General features: G+C 61.9%; 20 protein-coding genes. 8 read left to right on the top strand and 12 right to left on the bottom strand.

Translation table 11 applies throughout. The features are described 5' to 3' along the window. Positions 1-10 precede the first annotated feature (10 nt). Positions 11-2,728: an aminotransferase class I/II-fold pyridoxal phosphate-dependent enzyme gene (locus N7568_RS07625; RefSeq protein ID WP_261609287.1), complete on the top strand. Its 2,718-nt coding sequence runs from the start codon at positions 11-13 to the stop codon at positions 2,726-2,728. On the opposite strand, the gene N7568_RS07620 is transcribed toward N7568_RS07625, so the two are convergent. After that, positions 2,725-3,762, bottom strand: a complete 1,038-nt coding sequence (locus N7568_RS07620; protein WP_261609286.1) for an LLM class flavin-dependent oxidoreductase — start codon at positions 3,760-3,762, stop codon at positions 2,725-2,727. The genes N7568_RS07625 and N7568_RS07620 overlap by 4 nt on opposite strands. Positions 3,763-3,905: 143 nt before the next feature. On the opposite strand from N7568_RS07620, the gene N7568_RS07615 reads away from it, so the two are divergent. The 5 genes from N7568_RS07615 to N7568_RS07595 all read left to right on the top strand — a co-directional run bounded on the left by N7568_RS07615 (position 3,906) and on the right by N7568_RS07595 (position 8,294). Further along, entirely contained in the window at positions 3,906-5,825 is a 1,920-nt protein-coding gene (locus N7568_RS07615) for a hypothetical protein (protein WP_261609285.1), read from the top strand. 17 nt (positions 5,826-5,842) lie between these two features. Next, positions 5,843-6,373, top strand: a complete 531-nt coding sequence (locus N7568_RS07610; RefSeq protein WP_155854051.1) for a hypothetical protein — start codon at positions 5,843-5,845, stop codon at positions 6,371-6,373. Positions 6,374-6,480: 107 nt separating this feature from the next. Beyond that, positions 6,481-7,017 (top strand): hypothetical protein, encoded by a 537-nt coding sequence (locus tag N7568_RS07605; RefSeq protein WP_261609284.1) that lies wholly within the window; start codon positions 6,481-6,483, stop codon positions 7,015-7,017. A 6-nt stretch (positions 7,018-7,023) separates the two neighbouring features. Then, positions 7,024-7,653: a hypothetical protein gene (locus N7568_RS07600; protein ID WP_231340061.1), complete on the top strand. Its 630-nt coding sequence runs from the start codon at positions 7,024-7,026 to the stop codon at positions 7,651-7,653. Positions 7,654-7,739: 86 nt separating this feature from the next. Continuing rightward, on the top strand, positions 7,740-8,294 hold the full coding sequence (locus N7568_RS07595) for a hypothetical protein (protein ID WP_261609283.1): 555 nt from the start codon (positions 7,740-7,742) through the stop codon (positions 8,292-8,294). A gap of 57 nt (positions 8,295-8,351) precedes the next feature. Here the strand turns inward: N7568_RS07595 and N7568_RS07590 are convergent, their stop codons facing one another. Beyond that, entirely contained in the window at positions 8,352-8,909 is a 558-nt protein-coding gene (locus N7568_RS07590; RefSeq protein ID WP_261609282.1) for a dihydrofolate reductase family protein, read from the bottom strand. Positions 8,910-9,601: 692 nt separating this feature from the next. Between N7568_RS07590 and N7568_RS07585 the strand changes: the two genes are divergently transcribed. Next, positions 9,602-10,219: a DUF305 domain-containing protein gene (locus N7568_RS07585; RefSeq protein ID WP_026546381.1), complete on the top strand. Its 618-nt coding sequence runs from the start codon at positions 9,602-9,604 to the stop codon at positions 10,217-10,219. 110 nt (positions 10,220-10,329) lie between these two features. Here N7568_RS07585 and N7568_RS07580 read toward each other — a convergent pair whose 3' ends face one another. The 10 genes from N7568_RS07580 to N7568_RS07535 all read right to left on the bottom strand — a co-directional run bounded on the left by N7568_RS07580 (position 10,330) and on the right by N7568_RS07535 (position 21,005). After that, a complete protein-coding gene (locus N7568_RS07580; protein ID WP_261609281.1) occupies positions 10,330-10,869 on the bottom strand; it encodes a hypothetical protein in 540 nt (179 codons plus the stop codon). A gap of 177 nt (positions 10,870-11,046) precedes the next feature. Then, positions 11,047-11,991, bottom strand: a complete 945-nt coding sequence (locus tag N7568_RS07575; RefSeq protein WP_261609280.1) for an ABC transporter permease — start codon at positions 11,989-11,991, stop codon at positions 11,047-11,049. After that, positions 11,981-12,712, bottom strand: coding sequence for an ABC transporter ATP-binding protein (locus N7568_RS07570; protein ID WP_261609279.1), 732 nt, complete (start codon positions 12,710-12,712; stop codon positions 11,981-11,983). Before N7568_RS07570 ends, N7568_RS07575 begins: the two co-directional genes overlap by 11 nt. A gap of 95 nt (positions 12,713-12,807) precedes the next feature. Further along, positions 12,808-13,959, bottom strand: coding sequence for an ABC transporter substrate-binding protein (locus N7568_RS07565; protein WP_261609278.1), 1,152 nt, complete (start codon positions 13,957-13,959; stop codon positions 12,808-12,810). 155 nt (positions 13,960-14,114) lie between these two features. Continuing rightward, positions 14,115-15,068 (bottom strand): homocysteine S-methyltransferase, encoded by a 954-nt coding sequence (mmuM, locus tag N7568_RS07560; RefSeq protein WP_261609277.1) that lies wholly within the window; start codon positions 15,066-15,068, stop codon positions 14,115-14,117. A gap of 107 nt (positions 15,069-15,175) precedes the next feature. Next, positions 15,176-16,588 (bottom strand): sulfate adenylyltransferase subunit 1, encoded by a 1,413-nt coding sequence (locus tag N7568_RS07555; RefSeq protein WP_261609276.1) that lies wholly within the window; start codon positions 16,586-16,588, stop codon positions 15,176-15,178. Beyond that, a complete protein-coding gene (cysD, locus tag N7568_RS07550) occupies positions 16,589-17,596 on the bottom strand; it encodes a sulfate adenylyltransferase subunit CysD (protein WP_261609275.1) in 1,008 nt (335 codons plus the stop codon). It lies immediately after the preceding gene. Beyond that, positions 17,593-18,345 (bottom strand): phosphoadenylyl-sulfate reductase, encoded by a 753-nt coding sequence (locus N7568_RS07545; protein WP_231340071.1) that lies wholly within the window; start codon positions 18,343-18,345, stop codon positions 17,593-17,595. Before N7568_RS07545 ends, cysD begins: the two co-directional genes overlap by 4 nt. Beyond that, the gene (locus N7568_RS07540) at positions 18,342-20,084 is read right to left on the bottom strand and encodes a nitrite/sulfite reductase (RefSeq protein ID WP_261609274.1); all 1,743 of its coding nucleotides are present in this window, start codon (positions 20,082-20,084) and stop codon (positions 18,342-18,344) included. The genes N7568_RS07545 and N7568_RS07540 overlap by 4 nt, the downstream gene beginning before the upstream one ends. Positions 20,085-20,237: 153 nt before the next feature. Beyond that, positions 20,238-21,005: a sirohydrochlorin chelatase gene (locus N7568_RS07535; RefSeq protein ID WP_261609273.1), complete on the bottom strand. Its 768-nt coding sequence runs from the start codon at positions 21,003-21,005 to the stop codon at positions 20,238-20,240. Between N7568_RS07535 and N7568_RS07530 the strand changes: the two genes are divergently transcribed. Beyond that, positions 21,006-21,677, top strand: a complete 672-nt coding sequence (locus N7568_RS07530) for a trimeric intracellular cation channel family protein (RefSeq protein WP_261609272.1) — start codon at positions 21,006-21,008, stop codon at positions 21,675-21,677. Positions 21,678-21,687: the final 10 nt, after the last annotated feature.

The following is a 21,687-nucleotide window of genomic DNA, read 5'->3' as shown; positions in this document are numbered from 1 at the left end:
AGTGAAACACATGAGCACCCCTTCCCCGTCCCCGAAAATCGGCACCCCCAGCAGGGCCTGGCGGTCCCGTGCCGACGCTTGGGAGTTTTTGGGATACGCCCTCAGGCAGCTCGCCTCGGCCCGACACCAGGAGTCCGGTTTGCTGTCCCAGATCGACCGGACTTTTGCCCTCCTGGCTGCGGTGGAACCGTATTGGGCAGAACCTGGCGTCAACGCCGTGGCCCAGTTGCGCCAGTTAATCGACGACGGCGAACCCCAGGCCGCGCTCCAGCTTCTAGGCGGTTTGTCCCACCTCCCGCTCGCTTCGTCCGGGGAAACAGCTGCGGTGCCGCGCGCTGAGCTCCCGGACGAGGAAGCTGTTGACCAGCCCGAGCCGGCGGAGCGGCCACGCTTTGAGGTCCTGGTGGTGGACACCATGGAGCCCGAAGAAGCCGAGGCGCTCAAGAACACCATGGCTGCGCAGCGCCGCCCTTCGGATGCATTCACCTACACGGTCAACGTGGTTCCCAGCTATGAGGATGCCTTGGTGGCCATCATGCTGAACCCCGATATCCAGTCCGTTGTTCTTCGCCCGGGCTTCTCCCTCCGCAGCTCCCATCTGTTGGGCAGCGACCTCCGGAGGTTCCTGGCCCGGCATACTTCCGCAGACTTGCAGGACTCACGGCCCATCGAGCGAATCCTTGCCCTGGCCGAGGCTGTCTCCGGGCTTCGGCCGGAGCTTGATGTCTACCTGGTGGCAGGGGTTTCCATCGAGTCCCTGGCGGGATCCCTCACCAGGAAGTTCCGGCGGATTTTCCGGCGACAGGATCATCTGGACTTGCATCTGTCACTGCTGTCCGGGGTGGCCGAACGCTTCGAAACACCGTTCTTCACGGCATTGCAGGACTACAGCCGCCGCCCGGCCAGCGTCTTCCACGCCCTGCCGATTTCCCGGGGTGCGTCTGTAGGGACTTCACCGTGGATCCGGGACATGGCCGATTTCTACGGGACAAACCTGCTGTTGGCCGAAACGTCCGCCACCTCGGGTGGTCTGGACTCTTTGCTGGATCCCCACGGCTCCATCAAACGCGCACAGGAACTCGCCGCCCGGGCCTTCGGGGCGCAACGAACCTACTTTGTCACCAACGGCACATCCACGGCCAACAAGATCGTGCACCAGTCACTGCTTGCCCCGGGCGATGTTGTGCTGGTGGACCGCAACTGCCACAAATCGCACCACTACGCCTTTGTGCTTGCCGGTGCCCGTGTGTCCTACTTGGATGCCTATCCCCTGGACAAGTACGCGTTTTATGGTGCTGTCCCGCTGGCCAGCCTGAAGCGCAGGCTCCTGGAGTACCGGCGGGCAGGCCGGCTTCACGAGGTGAAAATGGTGACCCTCACCAACTGCACCTTTGACGGCGTTGTGTACGACGTCGAAAGGGTCATGGAGGAATGCCTGGCCATCAAACCGGATCTGGTTTTCCTGTGGGATGAGGCGTGGTTTGCCTTCGCCCGCTCCCATCCGGTGTACCGCCGTCGAACCGGCATGGCGGCAGCAGCCGCTTTGGAAGCTTCCTTCGGCGATCCTGCCTACGCCGCCCGGTACGCGGAACAGGCCGCCGCCCTACATGACCCGGCCACGGGCGAACCCGTTGATGACGAAGCCTGGCTCACCACCAGGCTGATTCCGGATCCTGCCAAGGCACGCCTGCGGGTCTACGCAACGCAGTCAACCCACAAAACGTTGACCTCGCTGCGGCAGGGTTCCATGATCCACGTGTATGACCAAGACTTCGCCGGCTCCAACCGGGAGTCCTTCCGCGAGGCATACATGACCCACACGTCCACCTCCCCCAACTACCAAATTCTGGCTTCCCTGGACATTGGCAGACGACAGGTGGAACTGGAAGGCTTCGGCCTGGTGCAACGGCAATCGGACCTTGCCGTATCCGTGGCCCAAGCCGTGGCCCGGCATCCCCTGCTGAAGAAGTACTTCCGTGTGCTGACCTCGCGGGACCTCATCGGTCCGCGCTATAGGGAAACCGGCTCCAGCATGCCGCTGCGGGATGGGCTGGCCGAGCTGGAGGATGCCTGGCAGCGGGACGAGTTCGTCATCGATCCCAGCCGCCTGACGCTGGACATCAGCAAGACAGGGATCGACGGCGACACTTTCCGCCACAGCTACCTCATGGACGATCACGGCATCCAAGTGAACAAGACGTCACGGAACACTGTGCTGTTCATGACCAACATCGGCACGTCCCGCAGCTCCGTCGCGTACCTGATCGAGGTCCTGGTGAAACTCGCTGAGGGCTTTGAGAATCCACATCCATCGTCGCGGGCTCGGACGCTACCTGCCTCATCCGATGCTCCGCGTCCCACTCCCCCGCTCCCGGACTTCAGCACCTTTGCCGCGCGCTTCCGTACGGATGATTCCTGCGAGGACGGGGACATCCGGGCCGCCTACTTTGAGAGTTACAAGCCCGATTCCACGGTGTACCTGTCCGCGGCTGAGGTGGCTGCGGCGGTGGCCGCGGGACAGGAAGTAATCTCGGCAGGGTTCGTTACGCCCTATCCGCCCGGGTTCCCCATCCTGGTCCCTGGCCAGGTGGTCACCCGGCAGACCCTCGAATTCATGGCTGCTTTGGATACGCGTGAAATCCATGGGTTCGATCACGAACGGGGGTACCGGGTGTTCGCGGAGCCTGCTTCGTCTTCTGTTCTCGAGCTGGTGGCGGTGGCGTCCTAGGCTTTCGCGCTCCAACCGAAGGCAGGGGCGACGTGCTTGGCGACGTTGCCCAGCAGCTTGGCGTTGTAGTCGACGCCAAGCTGGTTGGGCACTGTGAGCAAGACCGTATCGGCTGCCTGCACGGCTGAATCCTTCGCCAGTTCGTCCGCCAGTTGATCCGGCTCGCCGATGTAGCTTTTCCCGAAGCGGGACAACGCGCCGTCGAGAATTCCCACTTGGTCTTGGCTGTCCGCTTGGGCGCGCAGACCGAAGTAGTGGTTGTCGACGTCGTCGACGATGGGGATCACGCTGCGGCTGACGGAGATCCTCGGTTCAAAGCCGTGCCCTGCGGCGGCCCAGGCTTCGCGGAACATCCGGATCTGCTCTGCCTGTAACTCATCGAAGGGCACGCCCGTGTCCTCGGTGAGGAGAGTGGAGCTCATCAGGTTCATCCCCTGCTCAGCAGCCCACACGGCCGTTTTGCGGGTTCCGGCGCCCCACCAGATCCGCTGCGGGAGGCCGGGTGACTGGGGTTGGATGGGCAGCAGACCTGTGGCCCCACCGGCGTAATGGGGGTCCGCTTCGGCCACCCCGTGCCCGGCGATGGCTTTGCGGAACAATGCAGTGTGGCGGCGGGCCATGTCGCCACCGTCCTCACCGTCGTCGGGGACGTAGCCGAAGTTGGATGCTCCGTTCCGTGCGGGTTCGGGTGAACCACGGCTCACTCCGAGCTGCAGCCGCCCATCACTGATGAGGTCCGTGGCTGCTGCTTCCTCGGCCATGTAGAGGCTGTTTTCGTACCTCATGTCGATGACGCCGGTCCCCATTTCGATCCGGCTGGTCCGTGCCGCAATAGCGCTCAGCAGTGGAAAGGGCGATGCTTGCTGCCGGGCGAAGTGGTGCACCCGGAAGAAGGCCCCGTCGATGCCCAGTTCCTCAGCGGCCACAGCGAGTTCGATGCCCTGTTTCAGGGCCTCCCCAGCCGTTGGCACGAGGGAACCCGGGACGCGGGCCCAGTGACCGAAGGAGAGGAAACCGATCCGTTTGTTGTGCATGTTCGGGACAACTCCGCGGGGGCCCGGAGAATTCCACGGACTCCCTCGTCCACCGCTCAGCGCTTTGCGAAAGCGATTCAGAATCCGTCGAGCGCGTTAGGTATAGTGGAGCCGCCGGGGGTTTATCTATTTGATGGAGTAAAATGAATTTCGACACGGGGGTTGCCGATCGTCTGATCGGTGCATGTCGAGACGCAGCGCGTACGGTGCAGGATCAACGCGGCGGGCGGGAAGCGATCTCGACTGCTGCTCTTACGGAATTCCGGGGCGTGTTCGCTGACTGTTTCCGGGAGAACGTTGCCGCTGAACGGGCGGCCCGTACGGAGCTGGTCCATATGTTGGAAGACGTTGCCCGTCGGGTACAGCAAGCGAAGAGCGCCGCGGAGGTTGAGCAGCGTCGCTTGGATCAGGTGACGGAGTGGGCGCTTGCCTCCGGTTGGGCGCGTGCTGGCGGCGGATTTGCAGTGGATGTGGGACCGCGCCCGTCGATGGAGGCGACTGACCGTCCGGTGGTGAGCGTGGAGACTGCACGGCAGGGGTTTCGTGTCTGGGCGAGTGGAAGCACTGGTGGGGCGAGTTCCGCTGATCCGGACACCTTGGACTCCGCAGTGTCAACCTTCAGGATCCAGGACGGCTCAGACCGAGGCGCGGCCAACAGAGTCAGTGCAGCTGTGTCCGAGTTCGAGGACAAGTGCTCCTGGGCGCACTCTGATCTCGACGCTGTCCGTGGCGGGCTGCGACGGTTCCTGGAAGACAACCATCAGGACGCGACCCGGCTTTCCGACATCGCGTCCACGTTCCGCGCTGCCGGTGGGAGCGGTGACCTCGGGCAGATAACGGTATCGAACGGCGTTCTTGTGCTTGCAACGGCGCCGATGACCTTATCGGGCTCGGCGCTGCTGGGCTACTTGTCCACTGCATCCGAGGCTGACGTGAAGGCATTGGCCACAATACCCGGATGGCAGCAGACCCTGCGAGGCTTGGACCCATCGAAGATCGGGACTTGGTGGGCGGGCATGAACGCGGGAGCCCACCCTGCAGCGAACGAGTCCGGGCTCACGCAGGTGCAGGAGCTCCTGCTGGCTGCGGCTCCGGCCATGTTCGGCGCTTTGGACGGGATGCCCGCACTGGCTAGGGTCCGGGCTAACCAGTTGAACGCGCCAGGCCTGCTCCGCGCGGCGGAGAAAGACCTGGAAACAGCCCGGAAGTTGTCGGGGATCGGGCAAGCACACCACGACCCGAACCGAACAAAGATGCTGGAAAATGAGGTGGCCTACCTGAAGCAGGTGGAAGCCGGGGACGTACGGCTTTACCTCTATGACCGGGACCAGTCCCGGATTGTGCAAATGATCGGCACCCCAGACCCCAACACACGGCATGTGATCACCTACGTCCCGGGAACGTTCACCGGACTGAACATCTTCTACGAAGGCGGCGTACAGCAGGTCTCGAAATACCTCAATAACAACGTGCCGGGGACGGTGGCTTTCGTCTATAAGGATGGGCGGTTCCCCGGAGAGGCGGACACCGCAGGAGGTCCCAACCTGGCGAGAATTGGTGAGGCGAACGACGAGAACCTTGCACGCACCTCGGGGCAGCAACTGGCAGGTTTCGAGACCGGGATGCGCACTGACCCCTACCTGAACGGTGCCGAACAAACTGGCATCGGGCACAGCTGGGGCCTGGCGAACCTCACCAGTTCCGAAGTCGCCGGAGCCCGATATGACAAAGTAATATCCCTCGCCGGGGCCGGAATGCTCCCGGACTGGAAACCACAGCCAACCACGGAATACTCGAACCTGTACTACTATGATCTGCTCGTCCATGGTCAGGGAGTTCCCAACCTCATCACGAAAAGAGGGGCTGTGTGGGAGGGAAACAACCCCATCCATCGCGATGAGTTCGAACAGCATTACTACCGCGGCCCCGACGACGACCAACTTAGAGCGATCAACACCGTCGAAGAAGGGAACATCCTCATGGAAAACCACAACCTCATCGCCTCCGACAGCAAAGACAACAAGAAAGCGCTCAAAGACATGCTTGGAATTGTGACTCGATGATAGGGCGACGCGGCACCATGGCGTTGTTGCTGGCGGGCCTCATGGGGCTTACGGGTTGCGCCGGAACCCCAAATACGAGTTCGACAGAGTCAACTGTGCCAAGCGCCACCAAAACACAGGAGGAACCGGTGAAAGTTGAACTGACATGGCAGGATGCCAAAGCTCATACCCAAGCTCTGGAACTGGAGATCGCCGCCCAAGTCCCTGAAGACGCCGTCATCTCGATCGATCAGAAGACGAAGGGCATGCTTCTGTCCTGCAACCGAACCAAACACAGCTGGAATGGTTCAACGACAATCACGGTCACCGAAGGAACCAAAATCGAGCCGATCCTGAAAGAAATCAAAACCCACTATCAGAGTGGACAATACGTCGTCGAGGACAGGCTTGATATCAGAGGATCATACGAAGTCCAGATAAGCCCTCACAATACGAGCGATGAAAACTACATTGTCGCCGAAGGGTTAGCCCCAAACCAGATCCGCATTGATTCGGGCTCTGAGTGTTTCACGTTGCCAGAAGGTATTTACCCGGGCGGGAATTTTTAGATCCTCATGAAAAACCAGAACCTCCTCGCCTCGTACAGCGAGGACAACGTGCACGTGCCCAAGTGCATGCTGGGAAGTGCAATTCGGTGAGGATTCGGAGCGGCGCCGTGGCGTTGATGCTGGTCGTTTCAATCGGGCTTGCCGGCTGCGCCGGAAACCCAAGCGCGAGTTCGACGGAGTCAACCGTGCCAACTGCCAGTGATACACAGGAGGAACCGTTGATAGCCGAACTGACCTGGCAGGAAGCTAAAGCAAGCACGGAAAAGGAAGCGCTGGAGATCGCGGCCTTGATCCCAAAGGACAAGATTACTTCCATAGTCCAGAAAGAGACGGGCGTTCTCCTATCCTGCAGCAATACCGAACACAACTGGAACGGTTCGACTTCGATCACGCTGACTGAGGGAAGCGAAGCTGAATCTGTCGTGAAAGAACTTGAGACGGCTGCTCGGGCACACTACACGGATCATCGTTTTGAGGTCTCAAGCGACCGGACCATACAAGGCACCTTTCGTGTTGAGATAAGCGATCCGGCCACCTCGGAAATGTATCTCATCAGGGAGGACGATCCCGGCGTCATTCGCATTGCATCAGGTTCGCCTTGCTTCACTTTGCCCGAGGGCATCTACCCGGGTGGGGATTTCTAGATCCTCATGAGCAACCAGAACCTCATCGCCTCCACAAGCGAAGACAAGCAAGCAAGTACTCAAAGACAGGCTTGGCATTGTGGCTCGATGAGGGCGCGTCGCGGTGCCATGGCGTTGTTGCTCGCGGCAGGTTCGATCGGGCTTGCCGGTTGCGCCGGGCCACCCACCGGGAGTTCGACGGAGTCGACTGTGCCAACTGCGGCCAAAACACAGGAGGCAACGATGAATGCTGAGCTGACATGGCAGCAAGCGAAAGCTCATACACAAGCAATGGAACTGGAGATTGCCGCCCTGATCCCAAAAAATGCTGATTACTCCATTGATCAGAAAAAGAAGGGCATGCTTCTGTCCTGCAACAGCACCCAACACAAATGGAAAGGTTCCACTACCATCACGGTCGTTGGAGGAACCAACATCGAGCCGATCGTGAAGGACATCGAAGCCCACTACCGGGCGAAAGGAACGAAAGTATCCGCCGACAGGAATGTCGACGAAGACTATCGAATCCAAATCGATCTGGGAGGCGGGGAGAACTACATCGTCGCAGAAGGCTTGGCCCCAAATGAAATCCGTATCGCCTCGGGATCTGAGTGTTTCATTTTGCCCGAGGGCATCTACCCGGGCGGGGATTTTTAGGTCCTCATGAACAACCACAACCTCATCGACTCAAACAACGAAAACAACGAGCAAGTACTCAAAGACATGCTTGGAATTGTGGCTAGATGAGGGCGCGTCGCCGTGCCATGGCGTTGTGGCTGGTGGCAGGTTCGATCGGGCTCGCCGCTTGTGCTGGAAACCCCAACACGGGTTCAATCCAGTCGACCGTGCCAACGCCTGTTAAAACACAAGAGGAACCGATGAAAGCTGAACTGACCTGGCAGGAAGCAAAGACCCAGGCCCAAGCCATGGAAGTGAAGCTCGCCGCCCTAATCCCAAAAGACGCTGTTATCTCGATCGATCAGAAGAAGAAGGGCATGCTTCTGTCTTGCAACAAAACCCAACACAAATGGAAGAGTTCAACCACCATCACGATTGCCGCAGGAACGAACATTGAGCCGGTGGTGAAGGACATCGAAGCCCAATATCAGAGCGGCCTCTTTGGAGTCAGGAACAGGCTTGACATCAGGGGTTCCTATGAAGTTCAAATGATCGCTCTCAGCGGAAGCGGGGAGAACTATATTGTCGCCGAAGGCCTGGCCCCAAACCAGATTGACATCGATTCGGGCTCGCCGTGCTTCACCTTACCCGAGGGCATCTACCCGGGTGGGGACTTCTAAAGCGCAGTTCCGCGTGGAGTGGTACAAACTCCACGTCGTCCGGTGCCTGCTCCTTCCTCATTCAGCCCGGCGATAATGCATCGCCACCGCTCCGTTGCTGAGCGGCTCGGCTGAGATCAGCTCAAGATGCCGGGTGCTGGGCAGTCCGCCTTGGTAAAGGGTGGGTCCGTGGCCTGTGATCATGGGGTGGATGAGGAATTTGTACTCGTCGATCAGGCCCAATCGGTCCAGCTCTGTTGCTAGTTTCCCGCTGCCGACAAGCACCCCCTTGGGAGTCCTGTCCTTGAGTTCCTGAACGGCCGTACCCAGTTCGCCGACCAGCCGGTGGCTGTTCGTCCAGGGGAAGTCGCTCCGCGTTGTGGAAACGACGTACTTGGGTTTTCCCTCCAAGGTGATCGCCCACTCGCGTAGGGCTGGCGGCGCTTCTACTTCGCCGCGGGCAACCAAGGGCCAGTAGACCTCCATCATTTCGTAGGTAGTCCGGCCCCAGAGCATTGCGCCGCTCTGATCCAGGAGACGCGTGAAGTGGGCGTGCGTCTCGTCGTCGGCGATGCCCTCCTGATGGTCCACGCAACCATCAAGCGTGACGTTGATGCTGAACGTTAGAAGGCCCATTCGACGATTCTAGGCCTCGAATCGCAATAGCGCACCGGAAATCGGAGGAATGCATAGGGCCAGGAGTGCCAACAATAACGCATCGCTCTCAGATACCCTACGGGGGTATACTGTCACCACTGGAAGTGGACGAAGGTGGTGAAGCATCATGAGCAAGCAGCTGTCCCCTCAACCTCGTGCCGCCCTCCTCGGGCGGGCGTTGCTTCTACTTCTGGTAACGGCCGTCATTGCAGGCATATTCGGAATGCACATCATCAGCGGTTCCCATGGGGCAGGTGGATCGCATGGGACTCATGCGGCATCACCTGTAGTGGGCACCTCATTGTCCCACCATGCGCACGGCTCTTCTCTTGAGGTGAGCGGTGCCTCGGCTGGCGACGATCACGGCACGGAATTTGGAACCTGCTCCTGCACTCAGGCTGCCAGTTGCATCCCATCCCTCACAACAGCTTCCCTGAGCGCTCCCCCACCCGGCACGACAGGCGAAGTCACCCCTGCAGCGTGGGAACTGCCCACCATTTTTCCGTCCTGGTCCTACCAACCCCACGGTCCTACACCCGGGCAACTCTGCATCAGCCGTACGTGAGCACTGGATGGTCCGGTAACAGCCGGGACCGCACATCCATTCACCATCTGCTGACTACCGGGCGGCTGACTATCACCGCCGCCCGAAATGCAAAGGACTTTTACTCATGAACAGAACTCACTTCACTGTGACCGGAGCGGCTCTCGCAGCTCTGCTTGCCCTGGCTGGTTGCGCTTCCAACCCCGGCTCCGGTTCCATGCCGGGCATGGACCATGGAAGTTCCGGCACCTCCATCAGCCCCTCTGCGAACAGCAGCGACGCCGGGCACAACGCCGCAGACACCATGTTCGCCCAGATGATGATCCCCCATCACTCCCAAGCGGTGGAGATGTCCGATGCCATGCTGGCGAAGGCTGACATCCCGGCCTCGATTACCAACTTGGCCGTGAAGATCAAAGACGCGCAGGCACCCGAAATAGAGAAGATGACGGGGTGGCTGAACAGCTGGAACGTGCCTGTCATGGGATCCTCGGGTCATGGCGGCCACGGCATGGACGGCATGCTGAGCGAGGCGGACCTGCAGAAGCTTAGGGATGCCCAGGGTGTGGACGCGGCCAAGCTCTTCCTCACGCAGATGATCGCGCATCACGAAGGTGCTGTGACCATGGCCAAAACCGAGATAGCCCAGGGCAAGAACCCGGAGGCTGTCCAGCTAGGCAAGGACATCGTCACGGCGCAGGAAGCAGAGATTCGGGAAATGCGGGATCTGCTGACCGGACTCTAACCTCACCGTCTGGTGACGCAAGGGCTCGACGGCGGGAGGTCGCCGTCGAGCCTTTGCGCGCCGTCCGGAAGTCGACTGTTATGCAGCGGCCGACGCGAAGTGCCGAGCGCCTAAAGCGTGTCTGGATCAACAATTGTCGTCGGGTAAGGCTTGCCCGGCCTGAGAGGGGAGATGCTGACGATCTTCCAGCCTTCCCCGGATTTTGCCAGTTCAACTTTTTGGTCGTAGATGTAGCCTTCGCTGGGGCCTTGCACGCCGTTCACCGGACCGTGTTCCAGCTGTGTCTGCTCCGAAATCTCTATGTTGGCGCCGGCATCGGTGATGGTGAATTTCTTGATGGTGATCTCCGAGCCGCTGTCCGTCAAAAGGACGCCATGGGGAGCAATCGCGTCCCTGCGTTGGTGGAGCTGTCCGTACTCCAGCTCAATACGCTCAACTGCGTCCGGCACGAAATCCTGACTGATCTCCTCCTGATTGGAGGAGAAACCGGGGACAACTTGATGATTCCTACGGTCGATTGCCCGCTCGATGAGGGTCTGAACAGCGGCCTTCGCTTCCGCGTCGGGCTGCGGGGGCGGCGCTGCACACGACGTCACGGAAAGCAGTGCAGCTACAGCAACCGACACCAGTGTTCTTTGCTGCATGGTCATGACCTGCCACCCTTCACACGACTCCCGGGAATCGCCTCCCCCAAATGCAAAGGCTGGTGGCAACGTAGCATGTGGTCCGGGTCGAAACCAGATCCGGCCGGGAAGGGCGAGTTTTTGTACACGTAATGCCCCTAAGAAGCACTCTTAAGGGCATTACGTGTACAAAAACTCCAATGGTTAGCGGCTGCTGCCGGCCAGCAAGCCCCGGCGCTGCAGCAGTCGCTTTTCGATCGGTCCGAACACCAGGAGTTCGATCAGGATGCCGACGAACAGGATGAGCAGGATCGCGGACATCACAATGGTCATATCGGAGAGCAAACGGCCCTGATCCAGCAGCGAGCCCAAGCCGAAGCCGATCGTGCCGCCCACTGCGATGATTTCCGCGGCCATGAGGGAGCGCCAGGAGAAAGCCCAGCCCTGCTTCAGGCCACCGATGTAGCCGGGAAGCGCGGCCGGCAGGACGATCTGCAGCGCCATCTGGAGCCGGTTCGCGCCAAGGACTGTGCCCACGCTGCGGTAATGCGGCGGGATCTGGTCCACGCCGGAGATGAGCCCGTTGATGATCGACGGAATAGCGCCCATGAACACCACGAAGTAAACGGTGGCATCGGTCAGGCCGAACCAGATGATCGCGGCAGGAACCCACGCCACGGAAGGAAGCACCTGCAGCCCGGAAATCAGCGGCCCGAACGCACGGCGCAAGGGAGCTACCTGAGCCAGAATCAGACCCACGGGCGTCGCGATGACCACCGAGATCAGGAACCCGATCACACCACGCTGCAGCGAAGTCCACACCGCTTCCTGGACTTTGCCTTCGCCCCACATGGTCACGAACTGGGTGAGCACGTCAAGGGGCCCGGGAACGAGGTCGCGCCGTTTGAATCCAAGCGAGACGTAGAACTGCCACGCGAGGATAAGCACCACAAGCGCAGCGACGGGCAGCAGTACCCGCTTCCACTCGATACCGTGTTTGCGGCCCGTGTCCGACTGGAGGTTATCCAGACCGGCTTCAAGGTCCCGGAGTTCCGAGGCGTTGCCCTTCAACGACGGCGAGGTGATGTGCTCTTTGGATTCAGTCACGGGAAGGGTCCGCTCTTCGGTGGTGATGGGGTTACTTGGCATGGCGGCGGATCTCCTCGCGAAGACGGCGGGTAATGACACCGGTCAGCTCCCCGGCACGGCCGGCATCGGTACGGTGTTCCTCGGTGACATCCCACTCGGCAACCACCCGACCAGGACGCGAGGACAACAGCAGCACGCGCTGACCCAGACGAACAGCCTCGCGCACGTTATGCGTCACGAACACGATGGTCCGGCCCGTTTCCTTCCAGATCCGCTCCAGCTCGTCATGCAGAAGATCGCGGGTAATCGCATCCAGGGCAGCAAACGGCTCATCCATCAACAGCAACTGCCGGTCCTGCGCCAGCGAACGGGCCAACGCAACACGCTGCCGCATACCGCCGGACAGCTCGTGCGGACGCTTATCCCCCGCGCCGCCCAAATGCACCAGTTCCAACAGTTCGGTGGCGCGTTCACGCCGGCTCGCCTTGGTGCTGGTCTTGTCAGCCAGCTGCAACGCCAACTCGATGTTGCCGCGCGCGGTCAGCCACGGGAACAGGGCCGCGTCCTGGAACATGAAGGCAGCGCCGTCGCTGGGTACTTCAAGAGCGCCCGACGTCGGCGGTTCCAATCCCGCCATGATGTTCAGCAAAGTGGACTTACCGCAGCCGGACGCACCGAGGAGGGCGACGAACTCGCCTTGCGCGATGGTGGCGTTGACGTCGTCCAGCACCGGGGCACCATCGCCGAAGCGCTTGCCCAGATTCTCGAGTACGACTGGCATGGTCCCATCCTTCATGTTGATTGGTAAAGCTGATCCGGCCAAAAGCCGGCCCACTCCCCCACCAATAAAGGGGAAGCGGACCAGCCCGTTACTGCTTAGTCCTGGCCAAGACCTGCGGCCGAGGTCTTCTTGCCTTCAACCTCGTTCAAGGTGCGGAGATCGAAAATGCCGTTGATATCGGCCTGCTGGGTCGTCCCGGCTTTCACACCGTCTTCCAGCAGCTTGTTGTACGTCCCGGCCAGCGGGTCGGTAGCGAACTTGATGTTCTGAAGCGCACGCTCAATCACGTTGGCCGGAAGCGGCTTGCCTGCCGTGTCCTTGAGGACCGCGTTGATGGTGGTCGCCTTCTCCTCAGCGGAAGCGGAGTTGAGCCAGTTCACCGATTCCACGTGGCCCTTCAGGAGAGCCTTCACGGTTTCCGGGTGCTCGGCTGCGAACTTCTTGTTCACAATGAGGATGGTGGTGGTGAAGTCACCGTTCTCCCACAGGTCCTTCTCATCGACCAGAACCTTCGCGCCGGCTTCGAGCACCAGGCGGGAGGCCCACGGCTCCGGCAACCACGCGCCGTCGAGCTTTCCATCCTGGAAGAGCTTCAGCGACTGGGCGTTCTCGGTGGGGTTGATGTTCACGTCGCCGCTGCCATCAGTGTTGGTCTTAAAACCCTGGCCACCAAGCCAGGCCCGGAGTGCCACGTCCTGGGTTCCACCGAGCTGCGGGGAACTGAGGATCTTGCCCTTGAGATCGGCCGCGGAGTTGATCTCCGGCTTCACCACCAACTGCGCACCACCGGACGCTGCACCGGCGATGATGCTGATGGACTCGCCCTTGCTCTTGACGAAGGAGTTGATGGCCGGGTTCGGGCCAATATACGTGGCGTCGATGGCGCCGGCGTTCAAGGCCTCAATCGCGGCGGGGCCGGCATTGAAGACCTGCGTGCTCAGCTTGGTATCGCCGAGCTCCTTCGCGATCAGGCCCTTGCTGGTGCCTACCAGCGCCGGGCCGTGCGTGACGTTGCTGAAATAACCGAGCTTCAACTCAGCAGCCGGCGACGTGGTCGGAACCGGCGCGGCCTGGTTGTTCTGCGAAACAGCGGAAGCAACCGCGGCACCCGCACCGATCAGCAGCACCAAGCCGACGGCCAGGCCGATTTCCAGGGTGCGGCGGCGCTTGGGCTTGGATGCGGTCTCACCAGCGACGATGCGGGTGGTACCGGAATCGGGTTTCTGTGACTCGGGAGTGTTCGACATGAGGGTGGGTCCTTAGAAGATGTGGGATGCGAAGGGGGCGAAGATCAGGCCCCGTGACATCGCCCGTTGAGGGCAAGCAAGGACCATTCCGGAGAGGTCATGCCTTCACAGTAGGGACTGTCATATTTCGGCTTCAATCCCGTAGAAATCAAGGTTCACGCGGGTTCACGTGGCGTCATATTCGCTGCCAGGCCTTCTATGTCGCGCGGTGTTGTGCGGCAGCAGCCACCTATGAGATGGGCGCCCCGGTCAAGCCAAACAGCGGCATTGCCCGCCAACGTTCCGTTACCTTGAACGCCCTCCGACGGACCCCACGTCTTGGTCACGGCGTCGTAGGTCTCGCCCGAATTCGGGTAAGCCACCAGCGGCTTGTCGGAGGCCCGCTGCAGAGTGCCCAGCGCGTCCGTCACCAGTTCCAGCGGTACACAATTGACCCCGACGGCGGCCACGCGCGGTTCCGCGCGCAGCAGCGCAGCGACTTCCTCAAGGGGCGTTCCATCACTGATCTGGCTGCTGTCCCGCAGCGTAAACGTAAACCAGGATTCGACGTCGAACTCCGCCACGAGCGCCAACAGCGCCTCCGCTTCGGCAAACGACGGCAGCGTCTCGCACGCCAGGAAATCCGCGCCGGCCTCTACAAGCGCCGCAATGCGCGGGCGGTGGAAGTCCCGGGATTCCGCGGCGGAAAGCGTGTAATCACCCCGGTACTCGGAGCCATCGGCAAGGTAGGCCCCGTAGGGCCCAACGGATCCAGCAACCAAAAGCGGCCCTCTCGCGGAACCCTCCGCCAAGGCTTCCTGCCGTGCTTCGTCCGCCAATCGGACGCTCAAAGCCACCAGCTCCAACGATTCTTCAACGGACAATCCGCGCCGCGCAAAACCCTGCGGCGTCGCCTGGTAGCTGGCCGTGATGGCCACGGAGGCACCGGCGTCGAAATAGTCGCGATGGACCTGCTTGATCAGGTGTGGCTGCTCCAGCAGGACCTTGGCCGACCACAACGGATCTTCAAGGTCGCAGCCGAGGGCCTCCAATTCCGTGGCCAGGGCGCCGTCCAGGACCAAGTCCGTGCCGGCTTCCAGGAGCGTGCTGAGGGTGGTGTTCTGTGCCATGCGACCTTCCAAAGACTCCAAAAAAGAAAACCGCAGCCTGTTCGAAATTCCCGCCGTACAACGTGAGGGGTCGCGAACAAGCTGCGGTTTTGTGACTACGTGTGACCCTAGATGACGTAACGTTCGTCTTCGTGGTCGCCTGGGTGGTCCTTCACCAGACCGGCAGCAAGGGTGTTGCCGTCGATGGGGTCGATCACCAGGAAAGCGCCGGTGCGGCGGTGGTGCAGGTAGTTCTCCAACGGCAACGGAGCAGAGAGTCGGAGCTGTGCGTGTCCGATGTCGTTGAGCTCCAGGTTGGACGCGGGCTCCACGTTGAACGTGGCGAGGTCCAGCTTGCCGGTGACGTTCCGGACCAGTGCCTGGACCGTGCGCGTACCGTGCTTCACCAAGACCTTCTGGCCTTCGCGGAGCGGCTTCGGCGAGAGCCAAGCCAACGACGCATACAGGTCAGCAGTGCTCTCGCGGACCGTGCCGGCGGCGGCGATGGTGTCGCCACGGGCGATGTCGATCTCGTCAGCCAAACGGACAGCCACCGACTGCGGAGCGGCAGCTTCTTCCAGCGACTGGCCGGCAAAATCGATGCCCACAACGGTGGTGGTGCGCGGCTCGTGACCCGGGCTGATAACGGAAACTTCGTCACCAACCTTCACCGAGCCCTCAGTGATCTGGCCTGCATAGGCACGGTAATCGCGGTACGCCTCCACATCGAGCCCGCCAGCAACAGCATCCGGTGCCAGGGCACCCTGAGGACGGATCACCAGCTGGACCGGGAAACGGAAGCTCTCCAGGTCTGCCTCGAGCTCGTCAGCCGCCGGGAGGGTTTCGAGGACCTCCAGCAGCGCCGGACCCGTGTACCAAGGGGTGCGCTCGGAGCGGTCCACCACGTTGTCGCCGTCCAGCGCCGAAACGGGAACCACCAGCAAGTCGGCCACACCATCAGACCCAAGGCCAAGCTCGCGGGCAACCTTCTGCACGTCCGCTTCGATGTCGCGGAACACCTGCTCGCTGAAGTCCACCAGGTCGATCTTGTTCACGGCCACAATCACGTGGGCAACGCGCAGCAGTTGCAGCACGGACAGGTGCCGTCGGGTCTGCTCCAGGACACCCTTACGGGCGTCGATGAGTACGACGACGGCATCCGCAGTGGACGCGCCGGTCACCGTGTTCTTGGTGTACTGAACGTGGCCGGGGCAGTCCGCCAGGATGAAGCTGCGGCGGTCCGTTGCGAAGTAGCGGTAGGCCACATCGATGGTGATTCCCTGCTCGCGCTCGGCACGCAGGCCATCGGTCAGGAGGGCGAGGTCGATCCCGCCCTTTTCCCCGCCGAAGCCGCGGTCCGCAGAGGTGCGGGCAACGGCGTCGAGCGTGTCAGCAAGAATCGCCTTCGAATCGTGAAGGAGGCGGCCCACCAAAGTGGACTTGCCGTCGTCCACCGAACCGGCAGTCGCGAAACGGAAGAGCGTGGACGGAAGCGCCTCGGAGTTGAGTCCGGCGTCCAGGAGTGCGGTATCGGTGCTCATTTAGAAGTAGCCGTCCTTCTTGCGGTCTTCCATGGCGGCCTCGGAGATGCGGTCATCTGCTCGGGTGGCGCCACGTTCGGTCAGGGTGGAGGCAGCGACTTCAACAACGACGTCGGCCACGGTGCGTGCATCAGACTCAACAGCACCGGTGCAGGACATGTCGCCTACCGTGCGGTACCGGACCAGCTTGGTGATGACGTCCTCGTGCGGCAGCGGCTGGGAAACCTCGCCCACTGCGCGCCACATTCCGTCGCGGGCAAAAACTTCACGCTCGTGGGCGTAGTAGAGGCCGGGGAGCTCGATGTTCTCGCGCTCGATGTAGCGCCAGATGTCCAGCTCGGTCCAGTTGCTGATGGGGAACGCACGGACGTGCTGGCCCACCGTGTGGCGGCCGTTGTACAGGTTCCACAACTCGGGGCGCTGGTTGCGCGGATCCCACTGGCCGAATTCGTCACGGAGGCTCAAGATGCGCTCTTTGGCGCGGGCCTTGTCCTCGTCACGGCGGCCGCCGCCGAAGACGGCGTCGAACTTGTTGCGCTGGATGGCGTCCAACAGCGGCACGGTCTGCAACGGGTTGCGGGTGCCGTCGGCACGCTCGGCCAGCTCGCCGCGGTCGATGAACTCCTGGACGGAGCCGACAACCAGCTTCAAGCCCAGGCGCTCAACGGTACGGTCCCGGAAATCGATGACCTCAGGGAAATTGTGGCCAGTGTCCACGTGCAGGACGGGAAACGGAACCTTGCCAGGCCAAAACGCCTTGGTGGCCAGGTGCAGCATGACCACGGAGTCCTTGCCGCCGGAGAACAGCAGCGCAGGCTTCTCGAACTCGGCAACAACCTCGCGGATGATATGGATGGCCTCGGACTCGAGGGTGTCCAGGCTGGAGAGTCGCTCGGCTGAGGGTCCGCCGTGCCCGCTTCGCGATGCCCGCCACGCCGCGGCGGACCCCTCAGCCTCGCTCTGCAACTGGTTCAACTCGAGGTCCTCGCTGGTTGTTTGGGTGCTCATGTGTGTAGTCCGCATTCTGTCTTGTCGGATCCTGCCCAGCGGCCGGCACGGGGGTCTTCGCCCGGGGCCACTTTACGGGTGCAGGGCTGGCAGCCGATGGACGGGTAGCCCTGGCTCAAGAGGGGGTTGACCGGAAGGATGTTGTCCTCGGAGTACTCGATCAGCTGATCGAAGGTCCAATCGACCATCGGGTTCACCTTGACCAGGCCGAAGCCTTCATCCCAGGTGACCACGGGAGTGTTCGTGCGGGTGGGGCCCTCGTCGCGTCGGACACCGGTGAACCACACTTCGTAACCCGCCAGTGAACGGCGCAGGGGCTGGACCTTGCGGAGGGCGCAGCACTGGGCAGGGTCGCGGGCGAACAGGTCTTTGCCCAGCAAACGGTCCTGCTGTTCCACGGTGCTCTCCGGAAGGACGTCCACCACGTTCACGCGCAGGTTGGCCGCAACTTCATCGCGGGTCTCGTACGTTTCCTTGAAGTGGTAGCCGGTCTCCAGGAACAGGACGTCGACGCCGGGAAGCTGGTCCGCGACCAGGGCCGGCAGGACTGCGTCAGCCATGGAGCAGGCCACCGTCACAGTGGGCAGTTCGAAATTGCGGGCCACCCAGGCGATAACGTCCCGGGCGGGGGCATTCCAGCCGAGCTCAGCGGCGCCGGCTTCAGCCAGGGCCTTGAGCTCTTCGTGGGAACGCAGCGCCGGCCGGGCTGCTGCACTGGCGAGGTTGGTAATAGTGACGGGATCTGTCATTGGAGATCTCCTTCATCTGCGGAGTGTGCCCACTCTGCGAAGGTCTGGCCCTCGGCGCCAACGGCGACGAACTTACGGACCACGCGCTCCACGTAATCGGGCAGGTCTTCCACCGTGACCTTGAGGCCACGGACGGTACGTCCCAAACCGGCTTCCTCGCGCTCGTTGTTAGCCAGCCCGCCACCAAGGTGGACCTGGAAACCCGGGGTGGGGTCGCCGTCGGGTGTTGGCAGCATCATGCCCTTCAGGCCGATATCGGCCGTCTGGATACGTGCGCAGGAGTTCGGGCAGCCGTTGATGTGGAGGGACAGTGCCGAGGGCAGCTGCTTGGTCTCCACGAGGTCGGCCAGGCGGCGTTCCAATTCGGCGATGGCCGTTGCTGCAGTGACCTTGGTTTCCACGATGGCCAGCTTGCAGAACTCGATGCCCGTGCAGGCAATGGTGCCGCGGCGGAACACGGACGGACGGGCGGAGAGGCCCAACGTGTCCAGTTCAGCGATCAGGGGCTCCACCTGCTCCTTGGCAACGTCCAGGATGACGAGCTTCTGGTGCGGCGTAGTGCGCAGGCGGTAGCTGCCGTGCTTCTCAAGCGTGTCGGCCAGCGTCACCAGTGCCTCACCGGAGGTGCGCCCAACAGTGGGGGTCACACCGATGAAGAACTTGCCGTCCTTCTGCTCGTGGACGCCGATGTGGTCGCCGGGCGAGGTGGGCTTCGGAGCGGCGGGGCCGTCCGGAAGCTTGAAGCCGAGGTATTCGTCTTCAAGGATCTGGCGGAACTTGGCCGGACCCCAGTCGTTCATGAGGAACTTCAGGCGGGCTTTGGTGCGCATGCGGCGGTAACCGTAGTCGCGGAAGATGCTGGTGACGCCAAGCCATACTTCAGCTGCAACATCGGCGGAGACGAACACACCGAGACGTTCGGCCAGGCGCGGGTTGGTGGACAATCCGCCGCCAACCCAGAGGTCGTAGCCGGCACCGAGCTCAGGGTGGACCACGCCTACCAGGGCGAAGTCGTTGATCTCGTGCACCACGTCCTGGGACGGGTGGCCCGTGATGGCGGTCTTGTATTTGCGGGGCAGGTTGGCCAGCTCCGGGTCACCGATGAAACGCTCGGCGAGCTCGTGGATGAGCGGCGTCGGATCAATGATCTCGTCCTTGGCAATGCCCGCAACCGGGGAACCGAGAATGACACGCGGAACATCGCCGCAGGCCTCAGTGGTGGACAGCCCGATGGACTCAAGGCGGCGCCAGATTTCCGGCACGTCCTCAACGCGGATCCAGTGCAGCTGGATGTTCTGGCGGTCCGTGAGGTCGGCCGAGCCACGGGCGAAGTCCACGGAGATCTGTCCGATGACGCGCAACTGCTCAGTGGAGAGCGCACCGCCGTCGATACGCACGCGCAGCATGAAGTACTTGTCCTCGAGCTCGTGCGGTTCAAGCGTTGCGGTCTTGCCGCCGTCGATGCCGGGCTTGCGCTGGGTGTACAGGCCCCACCAGCGGAAGCGGCCGTGAAGGTCCGTGCCGTCGATCGAGTCGAAGCCTTCTTTGGAGTAGACAGACTCAATGCGCTCACGGACGTTGAGTCCGCTGTCTTCCTGCTTCCAGGTCTCATTGGCGTTGAGGGGCGCAGTGCCGTCAACCTTCCACTGGCCATGGGGCTTGGCGGCAGGGCGGGTGCGTGCTGGGCGCGAAGGGACGGCGGTGTCCGCGGACGCACCGGCTACAGCTGTATCTGTCATAACTCGACTGTAGGTCTGGCCAGTTTTCGCCAGCAAAGGTCCGGAAACGCTAAGTCACCTAGGGAAACATTTCGTCACGAACACGCCAGCGGCCTTGTCCAAAGCACCCGTTTTGTGCAGGTCCTTTTGCGCACTTTTCCGCGTGAATAAAGGTTAGGAGAGCCTTTCCAATACTGCGTCGTAACGTTCCAGCGCGATCTCGGCCAACACCTTCGATGGCAGCAAAGGAGCCGACACAATGTCCGCGCCGGCCTTGGCCAGTTGGTCGTGGAAGTAGCCGGTAGCCAAGAGGTAAGAAGAGATGAAGACCCTGCCTGTCCCGCCATCCGCGGCGAGCTCCGCACGCAAGGAGGCAACGCCGTCGGGCACTGTTGGCTGGGCGCTGGCGCCATAGGCGACCCGCACCTTATTCGGCAGCAGTTCCCCGAGCAGTCGGGCCTGCTCCTCCGAATCAACTGAACCGTCCGGAAGCGAGGATCCGGCGGCAGCCAGCAGGACGCCGTCGTTCCCGGTCAGTCCCGCCGCGTGCAAGTGAGTGGCCAACAACTCAGCGAGCCGCGGGTCCGGCCCCAACGGCCTGGCGGCCACTACCTCGGGGCGGGTCTTGATGGCCTTGGGCACGTCCACTTTGACGTGGAAGCCGGTGGAGAGCAAAAGCGGTACGACGACGGCGGCAGTCCCCTCGGGCATGTTTTCCACCACACCGGACAATTCGGGTTCCTGCACGTCCACATACGCCTCAAGAACCTGCAGGCCCGGACGGAGGGCTTCGATGTCGGCCATGACCTGGCGGATGGCAGCTTGGCCTTCGGCGTTGCGGGTTCCGTGGGCGCACGCGATCAAAACGGGGCTGTTCATGGGAGCTAGCGTAACGTTGAGCCAGCATCTGTTGAGAGCCGTACCCAGAAAGAACCCGTCCACTTGATTTCCATCGACATCGTCCTTCTGTGGCTTGACCTGGTCGGCGTGTTCTTCTTCGCGGTCTCGGGGTCCCTGCTGGCCGCCCGTAAACAGTTCGACATCGTGGGCTCCGTGCTTCTGGGTTCCATTGTTGCCCTGGGGGGCGGCGTGATCCGCGACATCGTGATCAACGCCGGTCCGCCCATCGCCTTCACAAACCCCGCCTATCTTGCTCCCCCGCTCCTTGCGGCATTGCTGGTCTACTTCCTGTTCTCATCGGTCCAGCGCTTCACGTCCCTCCTAACGCTGTTCGACGCCGGCGGGCTGGCCTTGTTCTGCATCACCGGCACGTTGAAGGCGCTGACCGCCGGCATGAACCCCGTTGCCGCCATCCTGCTGGGAGTCACAACCGCAGTAGGTGGGGGCCTTCTACGCGACATCACGGCGAACGAAATCCCCACACTGTTCAATGCCCGCGACCTCTACGCTTTGCCGGCCTTTGTTGGGGCGGGACTCACCACATTGTTATGGCACCTGGGCACCTTTACCGGGCTCTCTGCGTGCATCGTTGCCGCGGTTGTTTTCGCCTTCCGGGTCACCGCATGGCGGCGCAGCTGGCACGTGCCGCTTGCTGTCCGTGGATGGCACCGCCCCGGCCGCGGAACAGGCGCAATTTCGAGTGCCCGGGATTAGCTAGGATAAG

It is taken from the genome of Paenarthrobacter aurescens (assembly GCF_025421775.1).
GTDB lineage: Bacteria > Actinomycetota > Actinomycetes > Actinomycetales > Micrococcaceae > Arthrobacter > Arthrobacter aurescens_B.
This window is presented reverse-complemented; position numbering and strand designations above follow the sequence as displayed.

Bases quoted from the DNA above. Each gene is read 5' to 3' on its own strand.
- N7568_RS07570 (WP_261609279.1), bottom strand. From the start codon at position 12,712: ATGCCAGTCGTACTCGAGAATCTGGGCAAGCGCTTCGGCGATGGTGCC.
- N7568_RS07555 (WP_261609276.1), bottom strand. From the start codon at position 16,588: ATGAGCACCGATACCGCACTCCTGGACGCCGGACTCAACTCCGAGGCG.
- N7568_RS07615 (WP_261609285.1), top strand. From the start codon at position 3,906: ATGAATTTCGACACGGGGGTTGCCGATCGTCTGATCGGTGCATGTCGA.
- N7568_RS07610 (WP_155854051.1), top strand. From the start codon at position 5,843: ATGGCGTTGTTGCTGGCGGGCCTCATGGGGCTTACGGGTTGCGCCGGA.
- N7568_RS07590 (WP_261609282.1), bottom strand. From the start codon at position 8,909: ATGGGCCTTCTAACGTTCAGCATCAACGTCACGCTTGATGGTTGCGTG.
- cysD (WP_261609275.1), bottom strand. From the start codon at position 17,596: ATGAGCACCCAAACAACCAGCGAGGACCTCGAGTTGAACCAGTTGCAG.
- N7568_RS07580 (WP_261609281.1), bottom strand. From the start codon at position 10,869: ATGACCATGCAGCAAAGAACACTGGTGTCGGTTGCTGTAGCTGCACTG.
- mmuM (WP_261609277.1), bottom strand. From the start codon at position 15,068: ATGGCACAGAACACCACCCTCAGCACGCTCCTGGAAGCCGGCACGGAC.
- N7568_RS07620 (WP_261609286.1), bottom strand. From the start codon at position 3,762: ATGCACAACAAACGGATCGGTTTCCTCTCCTTCGGTCACTGGGCCCGC.
- N7568_RS07585 (WP_026546381.1), top strand. From the start codon at position 9,602: ATGAACAGAACTCACTTCACTGTGACCGGAGCGGCTCTCGCAGCTCTG.
- N7568_RS07625 (WP_261609287.1), top strand. From the start codon at position 11: ATGAGCACCCCTTCCCCGTCCCCGAAAATCGGCACCCCCAGCAGGGCC.
- N7568_RS07540 (WP_261609274.1), bottom strand. From the start codon at position 20,084: ATGACAGATACAGCTGTAGCCGGTGCGTCCGCGGACACCGCCGTCCCT.
- N7568_RS07575 (WP_261609280.1), bottom strand. From the start codon at position 11,991: ATGCCAAGTAACCCCATCACCACCGAAGAGCGGACCCTTCCCGTGACT.
- N7568_RS07595 (WP_261609283.1), top strand. From the start codon at position 7,740: ATGAGGGCGCGTCGCCGTGCCATGGCGTTGTGGCTGGTGGCAGGTTCG.
- N7568_RS07565 (WP_261609278.1), bottom strand. From the start codon at position 13,959: ATGTCGAACACTCCCGAGTCACAGAAACCCGATTCCGGTACCACCCGC.
- N7568_RS07545 (WP_231340071.1), bottom strand. From the start codon at position 18,345: ATGACAGATCCCGTCACTATTACCAACCTCGCCAGTGCAGCAGCCCGG.
- N7568_RS07600 (WP_231340061.1), top strand. From the start codon at position 7,024: ATGAGCAACCAGAACCTCATCGCCTCCACAAGCGAAGACAAGCAAGCA.